Annotated in this window: 19 protein-coding genes; 8 read left to right on the plus strand and 11 right to left on the minus strand. The window is 41.8% G+C overall.

Annotated features, from left to right (window positions below):
• Nucleotides 1-111: 111 nt before the first annotated feature.
• Nucleotides 112-1,179: a tRNA dihydrouridine synthase DusB gene (gene dusB / locus ACE1B6_RS07355; protein ID WP_413256603.1), complete on the plus strand. Its 1,068-nt coding sequence runs from the start codon at nucleotides 112-114 to the stop codon at nucleotides 1,177-1,179.
• A 44-nt stretch (nucleotides 1,180-1,223) separates the two neighbouring features.
• Here dusB and ACE1B6_RS07360 read toward each other — a convergent pair whose 3' ends face one another.
• Both ACE1B6_RS07360 and recN read right to left on the minus strand, forming a co-directional pair.
• Nucleotides 1,224-3,839 (minus strand): GAF domain-containing protein, encoded by a 2,616-nt coding sequence (locus tag ACE1B6_RS07360; RefSeq protein WP_459562983.1) that lies wholly within the window; start codon nucleotides 3,837-3,839, stop codon nucleotides 1,224-1,226.
• Nucleotides 3,840-4,803: 964 nt separating this feature from the next.
• Entirely contained in the window at nucleotides 4,804-6,564 is a 1,761-nt protein-coding gene (gene recN, locus ACE1B6_RS07365; RefSeq protein ID WP_413256604.1) for a DNA repair protein RecN, read from the minus strand.
• 287 nt (nucleotides 6,565-6,851) lie between these two features.
• Between recN and ACE1B6_RS07370 the strand changes: the two genes are divergently transcribed.
• Both ACE1B6_RS07370 and ACE1B6_RS07375 read left to right on the plus strand, forming a co-directional pair.
• Entirely contained in the window at nucleotides 6,852-8,933 is a 2,082-nt protein-coding gene (locus ACE1B6_RS07370; RefSeq protein WP_413256605.1) for an ABC1 kinase family protein, read from the plus strand.
• Nucleotides 8,934-9,040: 107 nt separating this feature from the next.
• A complete protein-coding gene (locus tag ACE1B6_RS07375) occupies nucleotides 9,041-10,609 on the plus strand; it encodes a zinc ribbon domain-containing protein (RefSeq protein ID WP_413256606.1) in 1,569 nt (522 codons plus the stop codon).
• Nucleotides 10,610-10,711: 102 nt separating this feature from the next.
• On the opposite strand, the gene ACE1B6_RS07380 is transcribed toward ACE1B6_RS07375, so the two are convergent.
• The 4 genes from ACE1B6_RS07380 to ACE1B6_RS07395 all read right to left on the minus strand — a co-directional run bounded on the left by ACE1B6_RS07380 (nucleotide 10,712) and on the right by ACE1B6_RS07395 (nucleotide 13,099).
• Nucleotides 10,712-11,245 carry a hypothetical protein gene (locus ACE1B6_RS07380; protein ID WP_413256607.1) on the minus strand — a complete coding sequence of 178 codons (534 nt, stop codon included), beginning with the start codon at nucleotides 11,243-11,245 and terminating at the stop codon, nucleotides 10,712-10,714.
• Between the two features lie 379 nt (nucleotides 11,246-11,624).
• A complete protein-coding gene (locus ACE1B6_RS07385; RefSeq protein WP_413256608.1) occupies nucleotides 11,625-12,299 on the minus strand; it encodes an urease accessory protein UreF in 675 nt (224 codons plus the stop codon).
• A 152-nt stretch (nucleotides 12,300-12,451) separates the two neighbouring features.
• The gene (ureE, locus tag ACE1B6_RS07390; protein WP_413256621.1) at nucleotides 12,452-12,883 is read right to left on the minus strand and encodes an urease accessory protein UreE; all 432 of its coding nucleotides are present in this window, start codon (nucleotides 12,881-12,883) and stop codon (nucleotides 12,452-12,454) included.
• 57 nt (nucleotides 12,884-12,940) lie between these two features.
• Nucleotides 12,941-13,099, minus strand: a complete 159-nt coding sequence (locus ACE1B6_RS07395) for a hypothetical protein (RefSeq protein WP_413256609.1) — start codon at nucleotides 13,097-13,099, stop codon at nucleotides 12,941-12,943.
• A 140-nt stretch (nucleotides 13,100-13,239) separates the two neighbouring features.
• Here ACE1B6_RS07395 and ACE1B6_RS07400 point away from each other — a divergent pair, with 140 nt between their 5' ends.
• Entirely contained in the window at nucleotides 13,240-13,878 is a 639-nt protein-coding gene (locus tag ACE1B6_RS07400; protein WP_413256610.1) for a helix-turn-helix transcriptional regulator, read from the plus strand.
• Between the two features lie 14 nt (nucleotides 13,879-13,892).
• Here the strand turns inward: ACE1B6_RS07400 and ACE1B6_RS07405 are convergent, their stop codons facing one another.
• Together ACE1B6_RS07405 and holA are read right to left on the minus strand one after the other, a co-directional pair.
• Nucleotides 13,893-14,357 (minus strand): DUF4168 domain-containing protein, encoded by a 465-nt coding sequence (locus tag ACE1B6_RS07405; RefSeq protein WP_413256611.1) that lies wholly within the window; start codon nucleotides 14,355-14,357, stop codon nucleotides 13,893-13,895.
• Nucleotides 14,358-14,500: 143 nt separating this feature from the next.
• Nucleotides 14,501-15,481 carry a DNA polymerase III subunit delta gene (gene holA / locus ACE1B6_RS07410; protein ID WP_413256612.1) on the minus strand — a complete coding sequence of 327 codons (981 nt, stop codon included), beginning with the start codon at nucleotides 15,479-15,481 and terminating at the stop codon, nucleotides 14,501-14,503.
• 152 nt (nucleotides 15,482-15,633) lie between these two features.
• On the opposite strand from holA, the gene ACE1B6_RS07415 reads away from it, so the two are divergent.
• From ACE1B6_RS07415 to cbiE, 3 genes are all read left to right on the plus strand, one after another.
• A complete protein-coding gene (locus ACE1B6_RS07415) occupies nucleotides 15,634-16,413 on the plus strand; it encodes a DUF1868 domain-containing protein (RefSeq protein WP_413256613.1) in 780 nt (259 codons plus the stop codon).
• 73 nt (nucleotides 16,414-16,486) lie between these two features.
• Nucleotides 16,487-17,092: a cobalt-precorrin-8X methylmutase gene (locus ACE1B6_RS07420; RefSeq protein ID WP_413256614.1), complete on the plus strand. Its 606-nt coding sequence runs from the start codon at nucleotides 16,487-16,489 to the stop codon at nucleotides 17,090-17,092.
• 224 nt (nucleotides 17,093-17,316) lie between these two features.
• Nucleotides 17,317-18,567 (plus strand): precorrin-6y C5,15-methyltransferase (decarboxylating) subunit CbiE, encoded by a 1,251-nt coding sequence (gene cbiE, locus ACE1B6_RS07425; RefSeq protein ID WP_413256615.1) that lies wholly within the window; start codon nucleotides 17,317-17,319, stop codon nucleotides 18,565-18,567.
• Nucleotides 18,568-18,695: 128 nt separating this feature from the next.
• On the opposite strand, the gene ACE1B6_RS07430 is transcribed toward cbiE, so the two are convergent.
• Together ACE1B6_RS07430 and ACE1B6_RS07435 are read right to left on the minus strand one after the other, a co-directional pair.
• On the minus strand, nucleotides 18,696-19,526 hold the full coding sequence (locus ACE1B6_RS07430; RefSeq protein WP_413256616.1) for a CPBP family intramembrane glutamic endopeptidase: 831 nt from the start codon (nucleotides 19,524-19,526) through the stop codon (nucleotides 18,696-18,698).
• 121 nt (nucleotides 19,527-19,647) lie between these two features.
• On the minus strand, nucleotides 19,648-20,082 hold the full coding sequence (locus ACE1B6_RS07435; protein ID WP_413256617.1) for an AbrB family transcriptional regulator: 435 nt from the start codon (nucleotides 20,080-20,082) through the stop codon (nucleotides 19,648-19,650).
• A gap of 618 nt (nucleotides 20,083-20,700) precedes the next feature.
• Here ACE1B6_RS07435 and ACE1B6_RS07440 point away from each other — a divergent pair.
• The gene (locus ACE1B6_RS07440) at nucleotides 20,701-21,735 is read left to right on the plus strand and encodes a succinate dehydrogenase/fumarate reductase iron-sulfur subunit (protein WP_413256618.1); all 1,035 of its coding nucleotides are present in this window, start codon (nucleotides 20,701-20,703) and stop codon (nucleotides 21,733-21,735) included.
• Between the two features lie 42 nt (nucleotides 21,736-21,777).
• On the opposite strand, the gene ACE1B6_RS07445 is transcribed toward ACE1B6_RS07440, so the two are convergent.
• Entirely contained in the window at nucleotides 21,778-23,235 is a 1,458-nt protein-coding gene (locus tag ACE1B6_RS07445) for a S1C family serine protease (RefSeq protein WP_413256619.1), read from the minus strand.
• Between the last annotated feature and the right edge of the window lie 301 nt (nucleotides 23,236-23,536).

Raw genomic sequence — 23,536 nt, forward strand, 5'->3', positions numbered from 1 at the left:
AAAAAAATTTTTTTTTTTTTGCGTTTGGGGGTTTTTAATGTGGGCGCGCCCCCCCAACAACGTACCTGAGAATAATCTAGAATAGAAAGGCTAGATTCCCTTGCAATTTATATGTTGACTTTATCTCCCAGTCTCCAAGAAAGACTCGCAACTCCTTTAAAAATTGGCACTTTTGAAGTTAAAAGTCGGGTGCTACAATCACCTTTATCCGGTGTTACTGATTTGGTATTTCGGCGCTTAGTACGTCGCTACGCGCCAGATTCAATGTTATACACCGAAATGGTTAACGCCACAGGTTTACATTATGTCAAACAACTACCTCAAATTATGGAGGTAGACCCAGGCGAACGACCAATTAGTATTCAATTATTTGATTGTCGCCCGGATTTTTTAGCGGAAGCAGCTATTAAAGCGGTGGAAGAAGGGGCGGATACTGTTGATATTAATATGGGTTGTCCGGTTAATAAAATTACCAAAAATGGTGGTGGTTCTTCTTTATTAAGACAACCAGAAGTAGCAGAAGCAATTGTCCGAGAAGTTGTTAAAGCTGTGAATGTTCCAGTAACAGTTAAAACTCGCATTGGTTGGTCAGATAAAGAGATAACTATTTTAGAATTTGCTAAGCGAATGGAAGATGCTGGGGCACAAATGATTACCGTACATGGTAGGACTCGCGCTCAAGGATATAATGGGCCTGCAAAATGGGAATGGATACGCAAAGTTAAGGAAGTTTTGTCAATTCCGGTAATTGGAAATGGTGATATTTTTTCTGTGGAAGCTGCGGTTCGTTGTTTAGAAGAAACAGGCGCAGATGGGGTAATGTGTTCTAGAGGAACTTTAGGTTATCCTTTCTTAGTTGGCGAAGTTGACTACTTTTTAAGAACGGGAAAAGTTAAGGAACCTCCAACAGCAATTGAAAGGTTAGAATGTGCTAAGGATCATTTACAAGCACTTTGGGAATACAAAGGAAAAAGGGGAATTCGCCAAGCTAGAAAACACATGACTTGGTATGCTAAAGGGTTTCCCAATGCTTCTGAGTTGCGCGGACAATTAAGTGTAATTGACAGTTTAGAACAGGGTTTAGAGGTGATTGATAAAGCTATTGATTATCTGCAAAGTCTTGGTGATGCAGCTAATTGGCAATTAACAGAAAACGACTCTCAGTTAGTGACAATTTAGTTGTCTAGATTCCCGACTTCTTGAAGAAGCCGGGAATCTAGAATTTATTTTTCTGTTAAACTCCAAACACCATCATCCCATTTGTTTTCTAATTCTTCAGCGTGTGTCAACCAGTATTGACAACGTTCTAAATACATCTCAGATGCTTTATCTTTCATTTTTCTGGTGTTCAGTTCTTCAACTATTTTGCTAAATTCATTTTGTGCTAATCTAAACTCCTTCTGCAAGTAATATTTCCGACCTTGCTGGTAAACTTCAATTTGTTGTTTTTTCCAGTCAGGAATTTTACAGATATCTTCTGTCAGACTGACTAATTCAAAAATTGAGACGGGTTGAGTTTTGCCTTTAACACGAATGTAATCTAATTCTCGGCAGTAGATTTCTGATTGACATTTGGCAAAGGTATATTCGCTGATAATAATATCGCAGCCATATTGTTTACTAGCACTTTCTAAACGGGAACCTAAGTTAACACCATCTCCGATCGAAGTAAGTTCCATCCGTTGTGAAGAACCAATATTACCGCTAATCACTACATCGGAATTTATACCAATACCAATTTTTATTTCTGGTAAATTATTATTGCGGCGATTTTCATTAAATTTGGCTAAACGGTAACGCATTTCCAAAGCGGTTTTTGTCGCCATTAAAGCATGATCTTCTAACGGTACAAAAGCACCGAAAACTGCCATAATAGCGTCGCCAATATATTTGTCTAATGTGCCTTTATGTTGAAAAACAGCTTCGACCATTAACTCGAAATATTCATTCAGCATTTGCACCACTTCTTCCGCTTGCATACTTTCGGTTAAAGTGGTGTAACTGCGAATATCTGAAAAGAGGACGGAAACTTCTTTGCGATCGCCTCCCATCTTGAAATCATCGCCTCTCGCTAGCAACTGTTCCGCCACTTCTTGAGTCATGTAACGATACATCGTACTCTTCAATCTTTTCTCATGACTAATATCTTCCATTACCACTAAAGCACCGCGAACCTTACTAGCATCATTCACGTCTAAAATGGTATTGATCGACAGATTAACACTGTGCTTTTCTTGATTAGTTGACTGTAAAACTTGGTCTGGATAATACTGTTGTCGTTTTCTCTCTTCAACTGCCTCTAAAGCTGCTTGGAACCAAGAATAGAATTTATTGTCCTCTTCTGTTTTTAGTTCTTCTATTTTTAGTCCTTCCTTACCGCAAATTTTCACTAAATCCCAAGCACTTTTTCCTTCAACTCTTTCAGTTTCATTCAAGCCTAGCAACTTTTTAGCACTTTCATTGGCGGCAATTATACAACCTGATTTATCCGTAGAAAGTACCCCATTTGACAAACTGCGGAGAATATCTCGCTGCATTTGTTGTTGTTGTTTTACTTCATCAAACAACTTGGCATTTTGCAATGCTACACCAGCTTGAATATTAAAAATTTGCATGAATTCTTGGTCTGTGCGATTAAAACTCGCTTTCCAACATTCTGGCGCATCAGGCCAAGTAGCTGGATTATATTCGGGCCATTCTCCGGGTTTTTTCTTGTTAATTAATTGTGTAACTCCAATCAATTCATGATCGGCGTTAAACACAGGCATACACAACATACTACAGGTACGATAACCTGTTTTTTGATCTGTTTGTTGCGAAACTGCGGAACGAGGATCGTTATAAAGATCGAAAGGAATCATTAATGGTTCGCCTGATTCTGCTACCATTCCAGCAAAACCTGCTGTTCTGGGAATTCGCAGTTCTTTTAACTCTCCCCCGATCGGGATTTTTGTCCATAATTGTTCTCTTTCATGGTCAATTAACCACAAGGTACTGCGATCGGCATTCATTAATTTTTTCGCTTCATCCATCACCCGTTTTAGGGTTTCTTCTAAGTCTAAGCTACTTTGACTTAGGGCTTGATTAGCTTTCATTAAAGCATCAGCCGCACGTTGTTTTTGCGTGGCTACGTAGAAAGAACGCGAACTTTCTAAAATCAACCGAATCGAAGGGGCAAATTCCTCAAAAACTATTTCATCTCCTTTAGTAAATCCGGCATGATCGATACGTTCTTCTAGGTTTTTTGTCGGATCGTTTGCAGATTTTAATTTGTTAAGTAACTGGACAACTGCAACTAAATCTCCCTGTTCGCTTAACAGAGGTAAAGCTAACATTGTATAGGTTCGATAGCCTGTTTTCTTATAAGTTTTTTGTGCTTCTACAGAACGGGGATCGTCAAAAAAGTCGAATGGGATATTTACTACTTTCTTGAAAGTAGCTACTTCCCCGGCAATTCCTTTATCCGCTGGAATCCGAATTTCTAAAGTGCCAACTCCATCATTTTTAGCTAATATTGACCACAGTTCATTCTTCTCTTCATCTAATAAAAATATTGTCGTGCGATCGGCTGCAAGTAACTCTCCCGTTTTCAAGGCAATACTACTCAACATTTCTTGCAGCACAGTCTCCATACCCTCGCTATTAATTAGCATGGTCAGGGTATCATTTACTGTACTAAGCTTGTCGTGAACTTCTTTAACTGCTTCCTTAAAAGATTCTTTATTTAAAGGAGCTAAAAATGCTGAAAATGAACCTTTTGTTGTGGTTAGTGCACCCCCTGGTTTACGATTATTGTTATTAGATTTTCCTGACTCAACTTCTGGTTGAATTGGTTGAATATTTTCTTCCTCACTTATTTCATTAATTACTGGTTTAATTACTTGAGCATTGATTTCACTACTAATAACATCAATTGTTTGGTCATTAACAACATCATCAATTATTTGGTCATTGACTTCCTTACCAACAATATCAATTACTTGGTCATTGATTTGTTCAGCCGTCACATCAATTACTTGATTTTCTTTAATATTAATCTCACTCTTAATCTCTACTCCATTACTTCCCGTGACTATTTCAACTATGTGATTTTCCGAGTCGATCGCACTTTCTTCCAAATAATATCCATTCTCATCTTCCTCCCAACAACTATTTATAAAATCAGCTAAATCTAAATTTTGATGCCCATTTCGATTTTCTACTTTCTCTATGGTTTGGCAATTATTAATTTCATCTTCGTAGTTTCTATAACCATTCAAATTTTGGGGATATTCAATATCATTAACTTTACCCTCATCAATAAGATTTTCAATCTCTTGAAATACATTTTGTTTATCTACAACTTCTTCATTAAGCTTTCCCTCAGTTTCCACACTCGTACCATTAGTACCATCGATCCCATTAATCCTTGAGTCTTTCTCTTTTTTAGGTGTGGAAGATTCTACCTTGTATGGTACACAATCAATCGTATATATTGGCTCAGACATTTCTTTTTTAAACCACTGAGTGTGCTTTTCAAACTGTTCTTTAACCTGCTCATTACTAGCTTCAAGCATTGACTTTACACCCTGTTTTTCCACGTATGGTTTGACATCAATTACGTTAATAGTTGACTCTGTAAATGGTAGATTGTAGTTAGAATATGACATAATTCAAACAATCAAATGCTTTGTTTTCTTGGGAACTTTCAATCTCTGAGATTTAATAAACTTAGTTTATTGGTAAACCTGGTCAACCTCCTTGAATTATTTAGTTAAATTGTTAAGATTTGTTTAACTTTTACTAAGTTCTCTTCTGGTTGAATTATAAGTTGTAACGACTACTTTTGTCTTTTCTCTTTAAATCCGCCTCAGCGATCAAAGATTCAGCAAAAGCGATCGACTCCGTAGCCGAATCACCCCCAGCTAATTGAGCTAATTCTTGACTCCGAGTAGAATGGCTATCTAAACAACTCACCCGCACCACAGTCCGCATCTCGGAAGCCTGACCATTTTTTTCTCCATCAGGAATATCAATAACTTGTTTATCGACACGGAAATGTCGATCGGCCATCGCCGCCACCAAAGGTTGGTGAGTCACGCATAAAACCTGATGATATTGTGAGATTTGATGGAGTTTTTGGGCAATAGCCGCTGCCACTCTTCCCGAAACACCCACATCGATTTCATCAAATACCAGCGTTCCCACAGAACCTAAAGAAAAGCAAGTTTTAAAAGCCAAAAGAAAACGACTCATCTCACCTCCAGAAGCAGTTTCCGTTAACGGATGTAAAGGTTCCCCCGGATTAGGACTAAACAAAAACGTAACTTTATCTGCACCATTAGCTGTAGGAGTAATCGGCATAATTTCCACCTGAAACTTCACCTTTTCCATCGCTAAAGGCTTTAACTGCTTAATTAAAAGCTCTTCTAATTTTCTCCCAGCAGCTTGTCTGAACTCCGTCAAAATCTGACAACATTCCGCCAAAATTGCCTTTTTTTCCTGATAAATCTTTTCTAAACTTTCTAAAGACTGACCGCCATCTTTAAGTTCCTCTAATTCTGCCTCAACCTCCTGTTGATAAGCGATCGCATCCGCCAAAGAAGGCCCATACTTCCGGCAAATTTGCTTTAATTGCCTAATCCGTTGTTCCACAGTTTCCAACCTTTCTGGATCGGCCTCCAAAGCCGCACCATAATTATTAATTTGCCTCCCAGCTTCCGCCACCTGAGCCAAAGCCGCACTCACCAAATCTAAAATTGGTTGTAAACTAGAATCAAAAACTACCATATTACTCAAAATAGCCTCAGACTCACCCAAAATATCCCCCGCAGCTTGGGCATCCGCATCATTTTGGTACAAAGCCTGATAAACCTGGTAACTTTGTTTTTGCAAATCCACAACATGAGACAATCGACTACGTTCTTGTTCCAAACACTCCAACTCATCAGGATCGTCAAGCTTCGCCGCACTCAACTCAGAAAATTGAAACTGCAACAAATCTAACTTTTGCAACCGCATTTGTTCCGACTGGCGACGATTTTCCAAAGCCGAAAGTGCTTGCGAACAAGCATGAAAAGCCGCATTCACCTTTTGCCGTGCTGCAATTAAATTCCCACCACCAAAACTATCCAAATATTCCCTTTGAATCGCAGTTTGTCCAATTTGAACAGTTTGACCTTGAGCAGTAATTTCTACCAAACGCGATCGCAACTGTTCCATCTGCTGTCTATTTACTAATACCCCATTAATCCGCGATCGACTGCTGCGTAAGATACCCTCCTGACTGGTAGACATCTCACGACTACAAACCACAGAAAACTCATCCAACAAATCAATCTCCTCCTGACTCAGCCATTCAGCCACACCAGAAGTCAACTGAAAAGTCGCCTCCACCAAAGCCCTTTTTGCCCCAGTGCGAATCGATCGACTCGTCACCTTACCACCCAAAGCCGCATCGATCGCATCCAGAATAATTGACTTACCCGCCCCAGTTTCCCCAGTCAACACATTTAAACCAGCCCCAAAAGCCAGTTCCAGACGATCGATCAAAGCAAAATTTTCAATTCGCAATCCTAACAACATAAGGCACTCAGCCTACAACTCAGAGTTTCCCGGAACGCCACATAACGGCTATCATCGTCAAGTGTAATCTGAGTCCATCAAAACTGGAACTGAGTTTTTCTGAGGTCTGGTAAAGAAATCAACCCATCAGCGACGGAAAACCACGCTTGCCGACTTTTCTCAGAAATTCTGATATTGGAATATATAGCAGAAGGCACAAGGCGATTAGCAAATCCTTTAGCCTACCTTGGGCAATTGTTACAATAAGTTAACATAAGTTTCGTAAGACTAAATATTATAAAAAGTTCATGAATTCTCAGACGGTATCCCCAGCTTCGCCCATCCTTAATTCTCAAGGCAATCTCACCAGATCCACAATCACCATCAAGGACACAACACCAGTGGAAAAACCCATAGCGATCGCCGAACCAGCAACCATCTCACCAGCGCCGCAAAAAAGCGCCCAAACCGTTGCAGCAGAAGAACTTGAACCAGCCATCGTTTACGATCCAGAAGCGATCGCCCAACAATATCGCCGCCGCCCCTTCCTCATTTTGCGCCGCTGTCTCACCATCATCTGGCCCTCCCTGATCTTCGCCCTTAGCCTCTGGTGGGATCGCCGCTTCGGAAAAATCAACCAAAACCAACAAAAACGCGCCATCCAACTCAAACAACTCCTCACCAACTTAGGCCCCGCCTACATCAAAATCGGACAAGCCCTCTCCAGCCGCCCCGACCTAGTACCCCCCCTATACCTAGAAGAACTCACCCATCTCCAAGACCAACTACCCCCCTTCCCCAACGAAGTAGCCTACAGATTCATCGAAGAAGAACTAGGCGCACCCCCACAAGAAATCTACGCCGAACTCTCCCCCCAACCACTAGCTGCCGCCTCACTAGGACAAGTCTACAAAGGCAAACTCAAAACCGGAGAAACCGTCGCCGTCAAAGTCCAAAGACCCGACCTCCAACAAAAAATCGCCCTCGACCTTTACATCATGCGCGGTCTAGCAGCTTATGCAAAAAAAACCTTCAAATACTTGCGGAGTGACCTCGTAGCCATCCTCGACGAATTCGGCACCCGCATCTTTGAAGAAATGGACTACATCCAAGAAGGAAAAAACGCCGAACGCTTTGAAGAACTCTACGGCAACATCCCAGACCTCTACATCCCCCGCATCTACTGGGACTACACCCGCCGTCGCGTCCTGACAATGGAATGGATCGTCGGAACCAAACTCACCAACCTGGAAGCCATGCAAAAACAAGGCATCGACGCTTCCCACCTCATCGAAGTCGGCGTACAATGTTCCCTCCGCCAACTCCTAGAACACGGCTTCTTCCACGCCGACCCCCATCCCGGCAACCTCTTAGCCAGTCCCGAAGGCAAACTCGTCTACCTCGACTTTGGCATGATGAGCGAAGTCAAACGTCAACAACGCTACGGCTTAATCGAAGCCGTCGTCCACCTAGTCAACCGCGACTTTGAAGGCTTAGGGCAAGACTACATCAAACTCGAATTCTTAACCCCCGACACCGACCTCACCCCCATCATCCCCGCCTTCGCCGCCGTCTTCAACGATGCCCTCTCTGCCACCGTCGCAGAAATGAACTTCAAAAGCATCACCGACCAACTCTCCGCCTTAATGTATGAATTTCCCTTCCGTGTTCCAGCCTACTACGCACTCATCATTCGCTCCCTAGTAACATTGGAAGGAATCGCCATTAACATCGATCCCAACTTCAAAGTGTTAAGCAAAGCTTATCCCTACGTCGCCAAACGCCTACTTACTGACTCAGCCCCAGAATTAAGAGCATCTTTACAAGATTTATTGTTTAAAGAAGGCGACTTTCGTTGGAATCGTTTAGAAAACCTGATCCGCAATGCCCGTAACTCTCCAGACTTCGACCTCAATCAGACTCTCAATCAAACCGTTGACTTTCTCTACTCAGAACGAGGCGCTTTCATTCGCAAAAAACTAGTCAACGAAATAGTCAACAGTTTAGACCTCTTCGGGCGCAAAACTTGGGACAATCTGACTTTCACCTTCCGCCAAACATTCGGACTCACAGTAAACCAAGTTCCCCCTACCACAGAGGAAACACCCAAAAGCCTGGAACATATTCAGCAGATTTGGGCAATTCTCCAAGAAACTCCAGGTTTTGACCAAATGGAAATGATTTCCATTATTACCAAATTCTTGCTCAAACCGGAAACTCAACAAATGGGGCAACAAGTAATTGGTGGACTTACCCAACGTACACTCGCTCGCTTAATTCGCGAACTTCTCATCGAAGAAAAAGCTCTCCCAAAACCAGAAGTTACTTATCGCCAGGATGATACTCCACCTAGATTAGCTTTACCGAAAAACGTGCTGATGAGCCCCTAGCTTTAGATATGGGGATGAAACGCACCTGGCGGTTTTAACCGCAGTCCAAGTTAAATCTAGTTTTTAACTTTAATGTATAATGGTTTCAAGTGTTAATTAATAAGTCGATGTCCAGTAAATCAATTAAGACTAAAACCCCCACATTTATTGTAGAGATACCGTTAGTGGTGTCGAGCAAAGATGTTGGGGTTTTGTCGTCTAGATTTGAAACTGGCAGACAACTTTATAACGCTTGTTTAGGCGAGGCGATGCGTCGTCTAAAACTCGTCAAACAATCCCGGAAATACCTGGCAGCCAAAAAGCTCAAGAAAGGCAGTAAAGCTCGAACTGAAGCCTTTAAAGTTGCAAATCAAACTCACAAATACAGCGAGTATGACTTGCACAGCTTTGCGACTATTGTTCGCAATTCTTGGATAGGAGAACACCTTGATTCAACCACCGCTCAAAAACTAGCAACTCGCGCCTTCAAAGCTTCTCAAAAAGTAGCTTTAGGCCAAGGGAAAAAGGTGAGATTTAAAGGGAAGAATCAACTCAAATCCTTAGAAGGTAAAACAAATAAAAGCGGGATTAGATGGGTAAAAGAAACCCTGATTTGGGGCGAGCTTAAACTAAAACCATACCTCACAACTTATGACCCAGTAATCACTCATGGATTAAATAGTCCAATCAAATACGTTAGATTATTGCGTCGTCGGTTAAATGGCAAGGTTTTCTATTACGCTCAATTAGTTTGTGAAGGTAAGCCATTTCGGAAACCTAAAAACCAACTTGGTTCTGGAACTGTTGGTCTAGATATTGGGCCATCTACTATTGCCATTGTCGGGGATGATTCAGCCAGATTAACTCGGTTCGCACCGGAGTTACAGTTTGCCGAAAAAGAGATTCGCCAACTACAAAGAAAGATGGAACGGTCTAGAAGGGCGAATAATCCACAAAACTATAATCCAGATTTTGTTAACCAAAAAGGACGACAAAAAAAAGGAACTGTTAAAAAGGGATGTCAGCAATGGAATAATTCCAAAACTTATCTTCAGACCCAAACATCTAAAGCTAATTTAGAGCGAGAATTAGCGGCTCATAGAAAGTCGCTGCATGGGAAACTAGTTAATGAAATTCTCAGTCTGGGTAGTGTTATTAAATTAGAAAAACTTGACTACAAAGCCTTTCAAAAACTATTCGGAAAGTCCGTAGGTAAACGCGCACCAGGAGAATTTGTATCGCATCTAAAACGCAAGGCTGAAAGTGCTGGCGCTAGTGTGATTGAGTTTTCGACGCAGACAACTAAACTATCACAAACTTGTCATCAATGCGGCAGAATTAAAAAGAAAAGTCTCTCTGATAGAATCCATCAATGTGATTGTGGAGTTTTCAGTCAAAGAGATTTATATTCAGCATTTTTAGCCAAGTTTGTTGATGATAACCTGCTCCAAGTAGATCAAGCTAAATTAGCTTGGTTAGGTTCGGAACCGATCCTGTTGGCGGCTTGGAAACAGGCGACTCAAAAAGAAACTAACTTGCGAGTAGAAGGACGAGTTCCTTCTTCCTTTGGAAGTTTTCCAGAGTCAGAGCGAGTCGCCACAAAAGTTCTGATTGCTGATGCTAAGAATCTGGATGTTGTACCATTTTGGGAGAGCCAGATAGAGGCATCACAGCACTTTGAACCCCCGTCCCTTTAGGGCTGGGGTGGTTTCAGCTATGCCTGCGGACGATCGCTAAAACTAGCAGAAAGAACAACAAGATAAAAGGGGACAAGGAAATGGGGAATGGGAAATTAACCTTTATCCTTCTTTTCCTTCATCTTCTTCGCCTTTATCCAAGTCTTTCATTTGTTGCTGAAGCTTGTCTTCTAACTTCTGTATGTCTTCCTTTTGTTGTTGTATTTCTTCCATTTGTTGCTGAAGCTTGGCTTCTAACTCCTGTATTTCTTCTCGCCGTGCTTCTACTTCTAGTAAACGACGACTGATTTCCAATTTTTCCAGAGTTAGAGTTTGTAAACCTTCTTCTACCCTTACCCTTTCTTGCTGTAAAAACTCTACAGTGATCCCACTTGCCAAGTAAGTTCTGACCAGATTTAGCACCCAATCTGTAGCATCTTTAATACTCAAAACCTGGGGAGTGGGAGAATCTTCCTTGTAAGAAAGTTCTACCAAAACTAGCAAGCCATTACTCAATCCATCTATTGCCGCTGGGGAAATCACCTCAGCTTCTTCAATTAAAGCCCAGGTATTTTCATCAGATTCTTGGCGGGCTAATAACCGCAACTGGGTTTCACTTGTAGTTGCTTCCTTTTGTACCTGGGCAAAATGTAGCATCAGCTTGATTTTTGATTACCTCTGTTCGATTCATCACAACTATCCCTGTGTTTTCGGGGTGGCTCAGCAAAATTGGCGAAAATCTTGCCTGATTTTCTGAGTAGACGGGCTCAGGTCTGGTGCTACCTGTGCCGCAGCTGAGTCCAGCTTGAGGATACAACACAAGTTAACAAATATATTGCCATCCTGGTAATTTAGCAAATTGTCAATACCTTTTTTGAACTATCAGGCGACGATTTCCTCTAAATTTTACTGATTTGTGTGAGTATTGAGCGAATCATAATGGACAGTGTATGGATTGGCAAAAGTTTGCCTTAAATAACATTATCTGCCATTATTGCCCTAATTCTAGGCTAAAATCCCAAAAGTTTTCCAACTATCAACTCCGAAATAATCGGCTATATTGAGTTTCGTGAGCCATACTTGCTAGGGCTAATCCCCATCCACAACTGCTCAGGTCGTCATCGCTAAGGGTGAGGATTTCGCTGCTGGTTTTGACGATCGCACTTTGTAAAGCGGACAATAACTGTTGACCGATAGTTTGTCCTAATGGGATGAGTCTGACGCTAGCACTAATTAAATTAGTCGCCCAACTATGTAAGTATCCTAAAATGGCGGCTGATGGCTCGATTTCCCAGTGGGCGGCGATGATGCCAAAGCCGATCGCAAAACTACAGAACTGACTCAAACTGTTAAACTCTTCACTAAGCTTTGGTTCTAACTTTTCTCCCAGTCGCCGCAAAGCATGACCCATCTGCCAGCTTTGTTCCCGTAACTCTGCTGTTTCCCTAGCAGCTTTTGCCCAATTATTCCAATACTCTAAAGCTCCTAAATCCCCGACTTCTGTCGCTCTATAACCTCTGAGCATGATTGCCGCTTCGACTCTAATCGCACCATAGCCCAATTCCTGTTCTAACCAATGTTTTAATGTTGTTTGGTCATGAATTACATGAGTTTCCACCAAACTTTCTAATCCTTCCGAATAACTATAAGCCCCCACTGGTAAAGCTGTGTTGGTAATTTGTAATAAACGCAACAAATTTAAATTATTCATTCTGGGTACTGGGTACTGGGTACTGGGTACTGGGTACTGGGTACTGGGTACTGGGTACTGGGTACTGGGTACTGGGTACTGGGTACTGGGTACTGGGAAATTTTAGATTTTAGATTTGCGATTTTATTCTATTCTCCCCTGCCCCTCTGCTCCTAATGATGTCCGTAAGCTCCCATTTCTGGCTCAAAGGGCATTGTTTCTGGGGTTACTTCTAATCCCAGGTGCTCTAGCATTGCCTGTAAAACTGAGTCTGCGGATAATCTCAGGTATTTGGGTGTGATTTCTAGAGCTACGTGACGATTTCCTAAATGATAGGCGGCTCGGATTAATTCTAGGGGATTTTTGGCGGTTACTGTTAGTACAGGTTCGGGTTTGGCGATAACTCTGACTAGAATACCGTCTTCTGATTGTAATAAATCTCGATCGCGCAACACAGTCCCTCTCGAAAGTCGCAGCAACAAAGCTTCTCCTTCTTCCGTCTTGAAATAATAGTTGCTGCGCGTGCGTTCCTCAGCTGTCAGGGAAAGATGGTGGCTAACTACAGCCTTGGGATTTGCTGGTAAACGTTGGGTCAAAGTCAGCATCATTAGGTAATTATAATGATTCCGCATTTCTCTAGAGCTATGGAATATTTTGCCAGATTAACCTGACTTGCGATCGCTAGTTCGGTAACTATCACCTGATGGGGAAAAATCAATTTCCAATGGACGATTAAAACATTGGTTACTGACTCTAGCTAAAATTATTGACTCTCCTATCTCACTCAGCGCAATTTTATTAGCCAACCCTACCAGTGTCATAACCTAAGTACATTCACGAGTAAGGGTGATTTTAAATAAAAATATCTCATTTACAAAGAGATTATCAGTACGTATAAATCATTAGGGCGCGTCTGGAAAATATATCAGAGTTATGTAGAAATTTAATAAGAGCGATGTTCATGACCTTACCAAAAATGATTGCACTACAAGATCGTCCTGTAATAAAACCAAATTCCATCAAACACTCTCAGCCTATTTTTTCCCAAAGAGTTAAGCAAAAAATTGAACCAGAAAAACTCTTTCAAGGAATTTTAGAAGGGTTTATGGATGGTATTGTAATTATCACCGAAGCAGGCGAGTTATTACACGCCAATCAATCTGCTCAAAGGATTTTTCAACAATTATCTGCTGACGGCTCTGACTCAATTCCTGAAGAGATTTGGCAGGTTTGTCAGTCATTAATTGAAAGTAAAACCCTATTTCCCGGTCAGAAAATTGTTTTAGAATCAGAAATTAATCAAGCTAATGCCGTTCATTTTCGGTTGCGAGTGCGCTGGTTTAAGATAGAACAAATGTCACAGGAATGTTTATTAGTCACCATTGAAGATAGACATCAATCCTTAAAAGAGATAGTCAGCAGCGACGTTCATCAATACGATTTAACACCGCGAGAGGCAGAAGTTTGGTTACTTTATCGAGCCAACTATTCCTATAAAGAAATTGCGGAAAAACTCTACATTACGATTAATACCGTTAAAAAACACATGAAAAATATCCATGCCAAACGTAAGTCAATGATGGATGATGAGGAAATTTAACAAATTTAAATTGGCTAAATTCCTGATTGTAAGCGGCGTAATTCAGCATCTACCTTTTGTTTAAGTGCTGGATCTGATTGTACGGCACTCCTAATTTGCTGAAAGCGACCAACGGTTAATTGATTAGCTTCGATCGTCTGCCGGGAAAACTCACAGAAATCCTTTAATTCCGGGGGAATATTGCCTCCAGCAGCACAAGTATCGTCAGGAATCCGAAGATTTCTCCTCACAATTCCCTGAACTACAGCTTGACGTTTCTTTTCAATTGTATATGCTGCTTGGGCAAATCTTCTCACCTCATCATCGCTGATAGATTGAGCAAAGGCAGAAGAACTCAAGATTAAATGAGGAGAACGAAAAGACAGATTTGGAGCTAGTCCGCTGAGTACACCCATTGAAGCAAGAAAAGTTACCAGTAAAGCTTGAGGTATTACTTGGTTAAGAGAAGATAAGGAAATAGGAAAGTTAGCGTTAGTCATGATTGGATAGTTTTTTAGAACTAGCACACTAAATGGTATCTATGTAATTTGAAGCAACTTTTGGGTGTGAAGTTCCACATTTAAGTAGATGATTAACCAGCAGAGTTGATGTGACCAAAGACGATCGAATAATCTCAGCAATACTACTGATAAAGCTGACAAAGTTCGATCGCCTTGGTTTGCAGAGTGGCTATAGGTTCTGCTCCTTGCTTGAGACTAACTTCTAAGTCTAGCAGTAAGGGTAAACTAGCAGAAAGTTGTGCCACAGTTAAAGAGCGAACTTCCTGTTGCAGAAAGTAAATTCGTTTGGGATTGGCGACTTCTGCGGCTTTGGCGATCGCTTTTTCATCCCTTTCTCCCTCCTGTGTCATCAACTTCACCCACAACCAAGTGCGAAATTGTCCAATTAAAGTAGCGACAATTCTTAAAGCTGGTTCGTTGCGATTAATTAAATCTGTCACTAATACTAAGGCTTTGACTGCATCTCCCTGAATAATTGCCCCCGCTAGCTGTAAACTATTTTGCGTATTAGCTGTTACTAGTTTAGCAACAGTTTCCACCTCTAGGGGTTGTCGCTGATTCCAGCTAAACAGTTGCAATTTTGCCAATTCTGAATTTAATAACCGAGTATCATTACCAACAGATTGCCCTAAAAGTTCCATCGCAGATTGAGTTAACTTTACCTCTGCCTCTTGTGCAGCTTGCTTAACTCGCTGTATAATTTGGTCTGTCTTCCAGGGCGGAATTAAAGCAAATTCACGAATTTGAGCATACTTTTTGAGTAACTTTGTGCCTTTAAGTCGTTCGTCAGGTTTATTCCGACTAGTCAGTAAAAGTACGGAAGTTTCCGGCAAAAATGGGAGGGTACGTTCTAGTTCAGCTAACAACTGTTCTGGGCAATGTTGACCGATATTGGTATCAACTAACCAAACGAAACGTTGTCCCATACCGAACGGAGGTGTCATAGCTTGATTTAAAGCTTGAAGTATGGCATCTGGTTGATCGGCAGAAATTTTGTCATAGTTAAAACTAGCCCAGTGGGGATCGAGTACAGATTCACGCAAATTAACAACAGCTTTTTGGAGTGTGAAATCATCCTCCCCCCAATAGAGGTAAATTGGCATAAGGAACACCTAATTAAGTAAACTTGTGGTTCAGTTATCCGCAAAGACTCAATCTGGGAAAATTGGCATCAATATTTCTCTAGGTGGACTTAACATTAAAACAACAGAAAGTTAGTTAAACTCTATGAAGTTAAAAGGCGAGGATATCAAGGTTGGACGATAACTATCAAACTTATCTGAATCGGTTGGCTCGAATGACGCTGCCGGAAACTTATAAATCCCAAGTGCAGCACATTCAGGAATCACCTAAGTTTGTGCCTGCGGTTGAGGGAGGCAGAAAACCTGTTCCTTTTCCTGGATATACAATAATTACTCCTCCCAGTGAAGAAGATGCAGCAAACAATAGTTGTTATACAAATTTGCAGGATTGTCAAGAGCAAATTTTACAACAGTTTCCCGGTTTAATGGTGCCTGTACCTCCGGCAAGCTTTCATGTAACCTTGGCAGATTTAATATGGGCTAGTGCTTTCCTTGATGCTACAGAAAATCCTGAATTTGAAGTTCAATTACGCTCTCGAATCGGTCAAATTTTCGAGCAAACCCAACCTTTAGTTAGCGGTGGTCAGCCAATTAAATTTCAATTGCTAGGATTAATGATTATGCCGAGAGCGATCGGTGTTTCTTTAGTCGCCAAGGATGAATCAGGTTACGATCGGATTGTCAAATTTCGTCGCGCCCTCTACCAAAATGCTGACTTAATTGGATTGGGAATTGAGCAACAATATGGTTTGACGGCTCACGTTACTTTAGGTTATTTTGGCGATATTCCCACAGATTTGGATCGCGATCTCTTAAGCGACACTATTTCTAACTTGAACTTACAATGGTTGGACAATCCCCAAGAATTTTGGGTAAAAAGAGCCGAATTGCGGAAGTTTGATGATATGACACGCTACTACCGCGAAGATGATTGGCCCATATTAGAATTTTAGATTTTCGATTTTAGATTTTCGATTTTGAACCAGAAATCCTGTAAAATCTAATATCTGAAAATCTATAAGTTCAATGAGTTTAACCATCCACCCAATTATGGCGCAGAGTTTCGCGGTAATTGACCGAGAAATTGGCGTTCATAATTTTAGTCCGCAAGAATATGCGATCGTCCGACGAGTAATTCACAGTACGGCTGATTTTGAATTTAAAGACTTAATTCACTTTAGTCCAGGGGCAATTAATGCTGGTATCGCTGCTATTCGTCGTCGCGTACCCATTGTGACTGATGTGGGGATGGTTAAACAGGGTATCGTGGGATTAGTGGAACAAACTTTTGCTAACCCAGTAATTAGTGCTGTGGAAGGCATTACAGAACCGCTGCCGGGAAAAACTCGCACGGAAACAGGTTTATTAAAGTGCTGGCAAGAATTTCCTCAAGGGATTTTTGTCTTTGGTAACGCCCCCACTGCCTTGCTAGCACTCTGCCAAGAAATTCCCCAAGCTTCTATTTCACCAGCTTTAGTAATTGGCGCACCTGTAGGCTTTATTTCGGTCGTAGAGTCAAAAATGACCTTAGCAGCCACAAATGTACCTCAAATCCGCATCGAGGGGCGAAAGGGCGGTTCTTCAGTAGCAGCTGCTATTCTTAACGCTTTAGTTTGTTTGGCAAATGAATGAAGAAGGCAGAGGGGCAGAGGGGCAGAGGGGCAGGGGGGCAGAGGGGCAGAGGGGAGATTTAAAGGCATAAAGGCAGAAGGCACTTCTTTCTTCGTTTCCTTCGCGTCTTACGTGCTACGCGAACGCGGTTCAAAAAAGCATAATTAACAAGGATTTAACCGAATTTAAAATCAGTTAAAGCAGAAAGCAGGAAAATCGAAAATCCAAAATCTAAAATCTCATAAATGACAGTTCACGTTATAGGTATTGGTTTAGATGGGGCATCTGGGTTAAGAGAAGAAGTCAGGCAAATTATTGCCCAGGCAAATGTTTTAGTGGGAAGCGATCGCCACTTAAATTACTTTCCTGACTACTGTGGCGATCGCATTCTCCTCAAAGATTTAAAGGCGACGATGGGCGAGATTCGCGATCGTCTCGAAACAGATAAGGTAATTGTAGTCTTAGTCACAGGCGACCCGTTATTTTTTGGCTTAGGGCGGTTACTGTTGGCAGAACTACCTAAAGAAAAGCTAACTTTTCATCCCCATTTAAGTGCCATTCAATTAGCTTTTAACCGAATTAAGATTCCTTGGCAAGATGCCAGAGTGATCAGCGTTCACGGGCGTTGTTGGGATCGGTTAACCCAAACTTTGCAGCAAGGGGCAGAGAAAATCGCCATCTTAACTGATGATAATCATAATCCAGCGGCGATCGCTCGTTTATTACAATGTCTCGATTTAGCTGACTCTTACCAGTTCTGGATTTGCGAAAATTTGGGCGGTAGAGATGAGCGAGTTAGTTCCTGGCCTGTAACTGCGATTCCAGACCAAAAGTTTGCCCCTTTAAATGTGGTAGTTTTGTTGCGCCAGATCGATTCCTCTGGAGATGAGACGAGTTTTGCTAATCTACCGCTGTTAGGTTTACCGGACTCTAGTTTTTTAAGTTACAGCGATCGACCCGGTTTAATCACAAAACGGGAAATTCGCTTGTTACTTTTGGGCGAATTAGGATTAAAACCAGGACAAATTATTTGGGATGTTGGCGCAGGTACTGGTTCAGTGGCGATCGAAATTGCCCGTTTATTCCCAGCTTCTACAGTTTATGCCATTGAGAAAACTGCTGCCGGAGTTTCTTTAATTGAGCAGAATTGTCAGCGGTTTGGCGTTAGTAATGTTGTCTCTATTCATGGTACGGCACCAGAAATTTTGCATCATCTTCCCTCCCCAGACCGGATTTTTATCGGGGGTAGCGGGGGAAATTTAAAGGAGATTTTAAGCTTTGCTGGGGCTCAGTTACATCCCCAAGGAGTTCTGGTTTTAGCTTTAGCTACTCTGGAACATTTGACTTTGGCGACACAGTGGGTAGAGTCAAAAGGCTGGGAATATAATTTGTTACAAGCGCAGTTGTTGCGATCGGTAGCAGTTGGATCTCTCACCCGATTTTCTCCCCTCAATCCAGTAACGATCTTCCGCATTAAAAAGCGAAATCAACGCTAGAGATGAGAATTTTTGCAGAAGTCGCGGCAATGGAGAAAGGGGAAAGGGTAAATTTGGAAAAATCCTTTCTCCTTTCTCCATTCATTTTTCGGCAACGATCCACTAAAAACGCTTTTGCTAGAAATCAATTAGAGTAGGGGAAAAAATTCTCTCCCGAAATAGAACAGGATCACCGCAGTAATTAGCAGACAAAACATTCCCGCTGCACCAGCTAAAGGTTTGCCGTTCTTTCCGGTAAACCAAGCTGAACCTTTTCCTGTATAACTAATTAATTGTGCAGTATCGATCGTACTTAATGTCCAAATCCAACCTGCGTGTAATCCGATCGCTAAACTCAAATTACCATTGTTTACCCAACGAGCCAGAACTAACACTAAACCCAGCAAAAAAAGACCTGGGAGTTGGGGTAAAGTTTCTTCAATTTCCCAAACTAAGTGTAGCAAGGCAAAAATTAGGCTAGAAACCACAGCCCCTAACCATAAAGAATAACTTGACTGCAATTCATTGAGCAGAAAGCCACGAAAAATTAACTCTTCTGTGCTGCTTACCCATAGTCCTAAAAGCAGGGTTATCAGTAGAGTTTTCCAGAGCTTTCGATCGGGTTGCCAATGCCAATTTATCCAGCCGAAAATGGACTCGATCGCAAACACAACGATGATGCTAATTACGCCAATAGCTAATCCTATCCCTAGAGAGATCAAAAAAGTCAGATCTCCAGAGATTCCATAATCCAAAAAAGACAGACCCTCTACCCTGGCAATTCCCCAGAGTAACAGTGGAGCAATCAGGTAAAGGGATGCCAAAAGTGGAATTTTTTGTGCTGCCCCCAAGGGCTTAGGAGGGTACCATTTGAGGGCGTAAGCTATGGGAATAGCTATTGGCAACCAGCACGCCAACCAAGCTAAGAAAAAAGCAATTATCTTAACAGGTGCGGTCGCCTCAGTATAAAACACCAGCATTTAGCCTAGCTATGTTTAATAGCTACTTGCAGCAGAGAGATTAGTCAGCAGCCAAAAGTCAGCCTGAGCAAAATCAAAGGTCAACAAACGAGTTTTGACACTTGACAACTGACCTAAGAGTTTATTCTTCCTCTTCGGAATCCTCTTCCTCTTCATCAAATTCTGCCTTACCATTTGATGATGCTTTATCGGCATCAACCTGAATCAGGTGAATATGCTTATAGCCTAGTTTGATTTCAAATTCATCACCAGACTTTAAACCCATTGCCTCAGTGTAAGTTGCACCAATAACAATTTGTCCATTTTTATGTACGCTTACCCGATATGTAGGTTCGCGTCCCCGACCATCTTTCGGCCCTTCAGGACTTAAAGGAATGCCTCTTGCTGCTAATACAGCATCATAAAAATCGGTCAGATTTACACGAGTCTGGTTATTTTTAGTGGTCGTGTAGTAGCCACAACGCTTTGCGGTTTCCCGACGAGGAAGGTTGGAAAGTTCTTTTACTTTTTGGAGCAGTGCCTTTCCTGTTAACGGGGTAGTTGGTGTATCGTTCATAGCTTTGGTGAAATATCCAATCTTTAACTTAGTTAATAGAGTCAAGACCTAAGTTGGCCTTATAAAGAATATATCGTTAAATCTCATATTTTTGACAACTATTTTTCTCAATCCCTAACTTGAGTAAAAAGCTTAATTTAGATTTTGGAATTTCCGCTGACTCCGACACCCTCGTAAGTGGTAATCATCAAGGATGTTTAGCTGGATTTTATCCAAACAGATACATAGTGCTACATAATTACATCGTTAAGTCTGGCAAAAGTTAAAATGTTACACTTAGCAAAGATATCTAACACAATGTCTTTACTTGTCTGGGGGCTTTTCTGGTAAGATGTATGGGACATTACAGGGAGAAAATCTATCTTTGAGGAGTTTTACCCAAAAGAGAACGATAATTTTTTGTATCGAGTAGTGCAGATAAATATAAGTGATGTGTTCTCTGGCAATTTGGTAAAAAGTCTGGCTTTTGGCTAAGGTTGAGATATTGCAGCCTTACACTAGAAGGAGTAGTAGTTTAAGAGAGTACCAGAGAGGAGAAAATTTTTGCTCAGGTCTACCAGCGAAAAATTTGGTCTGTTGCCACTACTACTTTAAATAGTGAAGAAATGGTTCAAGATCATGGAAGTCAGTTTTAAGATTGCCAGACAGGACGAAAATAATCGGACATGGTATCAGACTTATACTCTAGAAGTGGAGCCAGGGAATACAATTCTCGACTGTCTGAATCAGATTAAATGGGAGCAAGATGGGAGTTTAGCATTTCGGAAAAACTGCCGCAATACCATTTGTGGCAGTTGTGCGATGCGGATTAATGGTCGATCGGCTTTAGCTTGTAAAGAAAATGTGGGAAATGAGGTAGCAAGGCTTCAAGATTTGATGACAATGGTTGCTAGTTCGGAAATAGATGAATCAGCTAGCAAAGCGATTCCAGAAATTACGATCGCACCAATGGGTAATATGCCAGTAATTAGAGACTTAGTAGTGGATATGGCAAGTTTCTGGAATAATTTAGAAGCAGTCGATCCTTATGTAAGTACCAACGCCCGAAACATCCCAGAAAGAGAATTTCTCCAATCTCCTGCGGAAAGAAGTCAACTAGATCAGACGGGTAATTGTATTCTTTGTGGCGCTTGTTATTCTGAATGTAATGCCCGTGAAGTTAACCCAGATTTTGTCGGCCCTCATGCCCTAGCAAAAGCTTATCGAATATTAGCAGATTCTCGCGACACTGAAATTGAAACCAGGTTAGAAAATTATAATCAAGGTACTAAAGGTGTCTGGGGATGTACTCGTTGTTTTTATTGCAACAGTGTATGTCCAATGGATGTCGCGCCAATGGATCAGATCGGTAAAATTAAAGGCGAGATTCTGGCAAGAAACGATGCTCGAGCCAGTCGTTCGATCCGACACCGGAAAGTATTAGTAGACTTAGTTAAAAAAGGTGGTTGGGTAGATGAACGTAAGTTCGCCGTACTAGTTTTAGGTAATTATTTTCGGGATATAAAAGGATTACTAGAATTAGGGCCTGTAGGATTAAGAACATTATTACGGAGAAAACTCCCCTTCGATTTTGAACCTTCTCAAGGTACCGATCAAGTGCGATCGCTCATTGAATCTGTCCAAGAAAGAAAGGCAGAAGGAAAGGAAGGGTAAAGGGTAAAAGGTAAACTCTCCCCCCACCTCCCCACCTCCCGTTTAACGAATGATCAAACGATAATTACCGCCAGCGCCTCGTTCGCTGGCGTTGACAATGACTCGATAAGTGCCAGAACGGGGTAAAGTCAGATTGAGGGCAGAATTCGGGTTATTTCTGCCTACGTTATTATTTTCGGCAACCTTGCGACCATCTGGCCCTAGAAGTGCCAAATAACTGTCAAAATCAGAACTTTCTAAAATAATTCTGACGTTTTGACCAGCAACACCATCAAAAGTGTAGGATCTGTACCAACTGCCATCAGAAGGAAGTACAGGCGCACCTGGGCCAAGAGTGCCTTGTAATTGAACCGCAGATCGGGTTCGTCTTTGGGTAGTGGAATTTCTTAAACCAGTACCCGATGTCATGGCTCTGAGATCGAAAGATCCGACTTCTCCGGCTCGGTAGGAGTTAGCAATTAACAGATAAGTCCCGGAAATTGGTAAGTTAGTGACAATTCGGGCGTTTCTACTTCCGCCTGAGTTGCGGTCTTGGGCGATCGCCCGACCATTAGGCGCAACTAAGATTAAAAAGGGATTGATTTCGCGACTTACCATGTCAATTCTGATTCTTTGACCTGCCCGACCCTGAAATCTGTAGGCTTTAAAGAAACTATTATCTACAGGTAAGACGTTATCTCCGGGGCCCAATCGGTCGGTAATTACCTGACCGTTGAGTGTTAATGCTTGCGGGGGGGTGGTAGTACGGCTGGTGCGAGGGACTGTTTGGGCGACGCGAGGGGCTGTTCCTTGGCGAACGGAGGCTAAGAAGGGTTGGATACGATCGATCGCGATCGCAAATCCAATTCCAATATTCCCCCCGGCTCGACTATTGGTAAAAATAGCGGTATTCACCCCAATTAATTCTCCCTGACTGTTAAGTAATGGGCCCCCGGAATTACCCGGGTTAATCGCTGCGTCAGTTTGAATTAAGCCTCTTTCGCGATCGATCCGGCTGACGATTCCCACAGTAAAAGTACCTTGGAAGCGACCAAAAGGATTACCAATAGCGAAAGCACGTTGTCCTACTTGTACTGCTCCCGAACCTGCTAAAGGTACAGTAGGTAAGTTATTTTGACCGCGAATTTTCAGGATGGCTAGATCTAAACCGCGATCGCCAAAAGCTACCACATCCGCTGGCAAACGTCTACCATCAGCCAGAGTTACGGTTAAAGTCCGCGGAGCATTTTGGATAACGTGAGCATTAGTTAAAACTAAGCCATCGCGACTGATAATGCTACCACTGCCAGATCCGTTGGGAACCGAAATAGACACTACAGCCGGACTAGCTTTTTGATATACACGGACGTTAGTTTGTTCGTCAGTAGCTTGTGCTGTTGCGGGAGTTGCATTCAGCATCAGCGGAGTAGTAACCGCTAACGAACTAATGCCAAAAATCCCTAATGTAGTTCTGGCAGCTATGATGCTTGATGCCGCTAAAGTTAAAAGTTTAGTGTTCATCCTGAGATGATGATTTAATAGTAGTTGTGGTATTGGTTATGTGGCTGATGCCAGTTTTTCTACCAAGGCAAAATGTCTCCAATTGGAGACATCCAGATAATACCGTTATAACGTTTTTAGAATCTAATTTTGGTCAATAGCTAGTAGCTGGTAGTTGCTAGTTGGTAGTTGAACAGACAAAATTACAACTATTGATTGTTCTTGACTCTTCCCAACTTATTTAAAAAACAATAAAAACTCTCTAACTTTCTAACTTTTTATATATTCTCTCCTCTGCCCCTCTGCCCCTCTACCCCTCTGC

The sequence above is a fragment of the Floridaenema fluviatile BLCC-F154 genome, assembly GCF_041929135.1.
In the GTDB taxonomy this organism is placed as follows: domain Bacteria; phylum Cyanobacteriota; class Cyanobacteriia; order Cyanobacteriales; family Aerosakkonemataceae; genus Floridanema; species Floridanema fluviatile.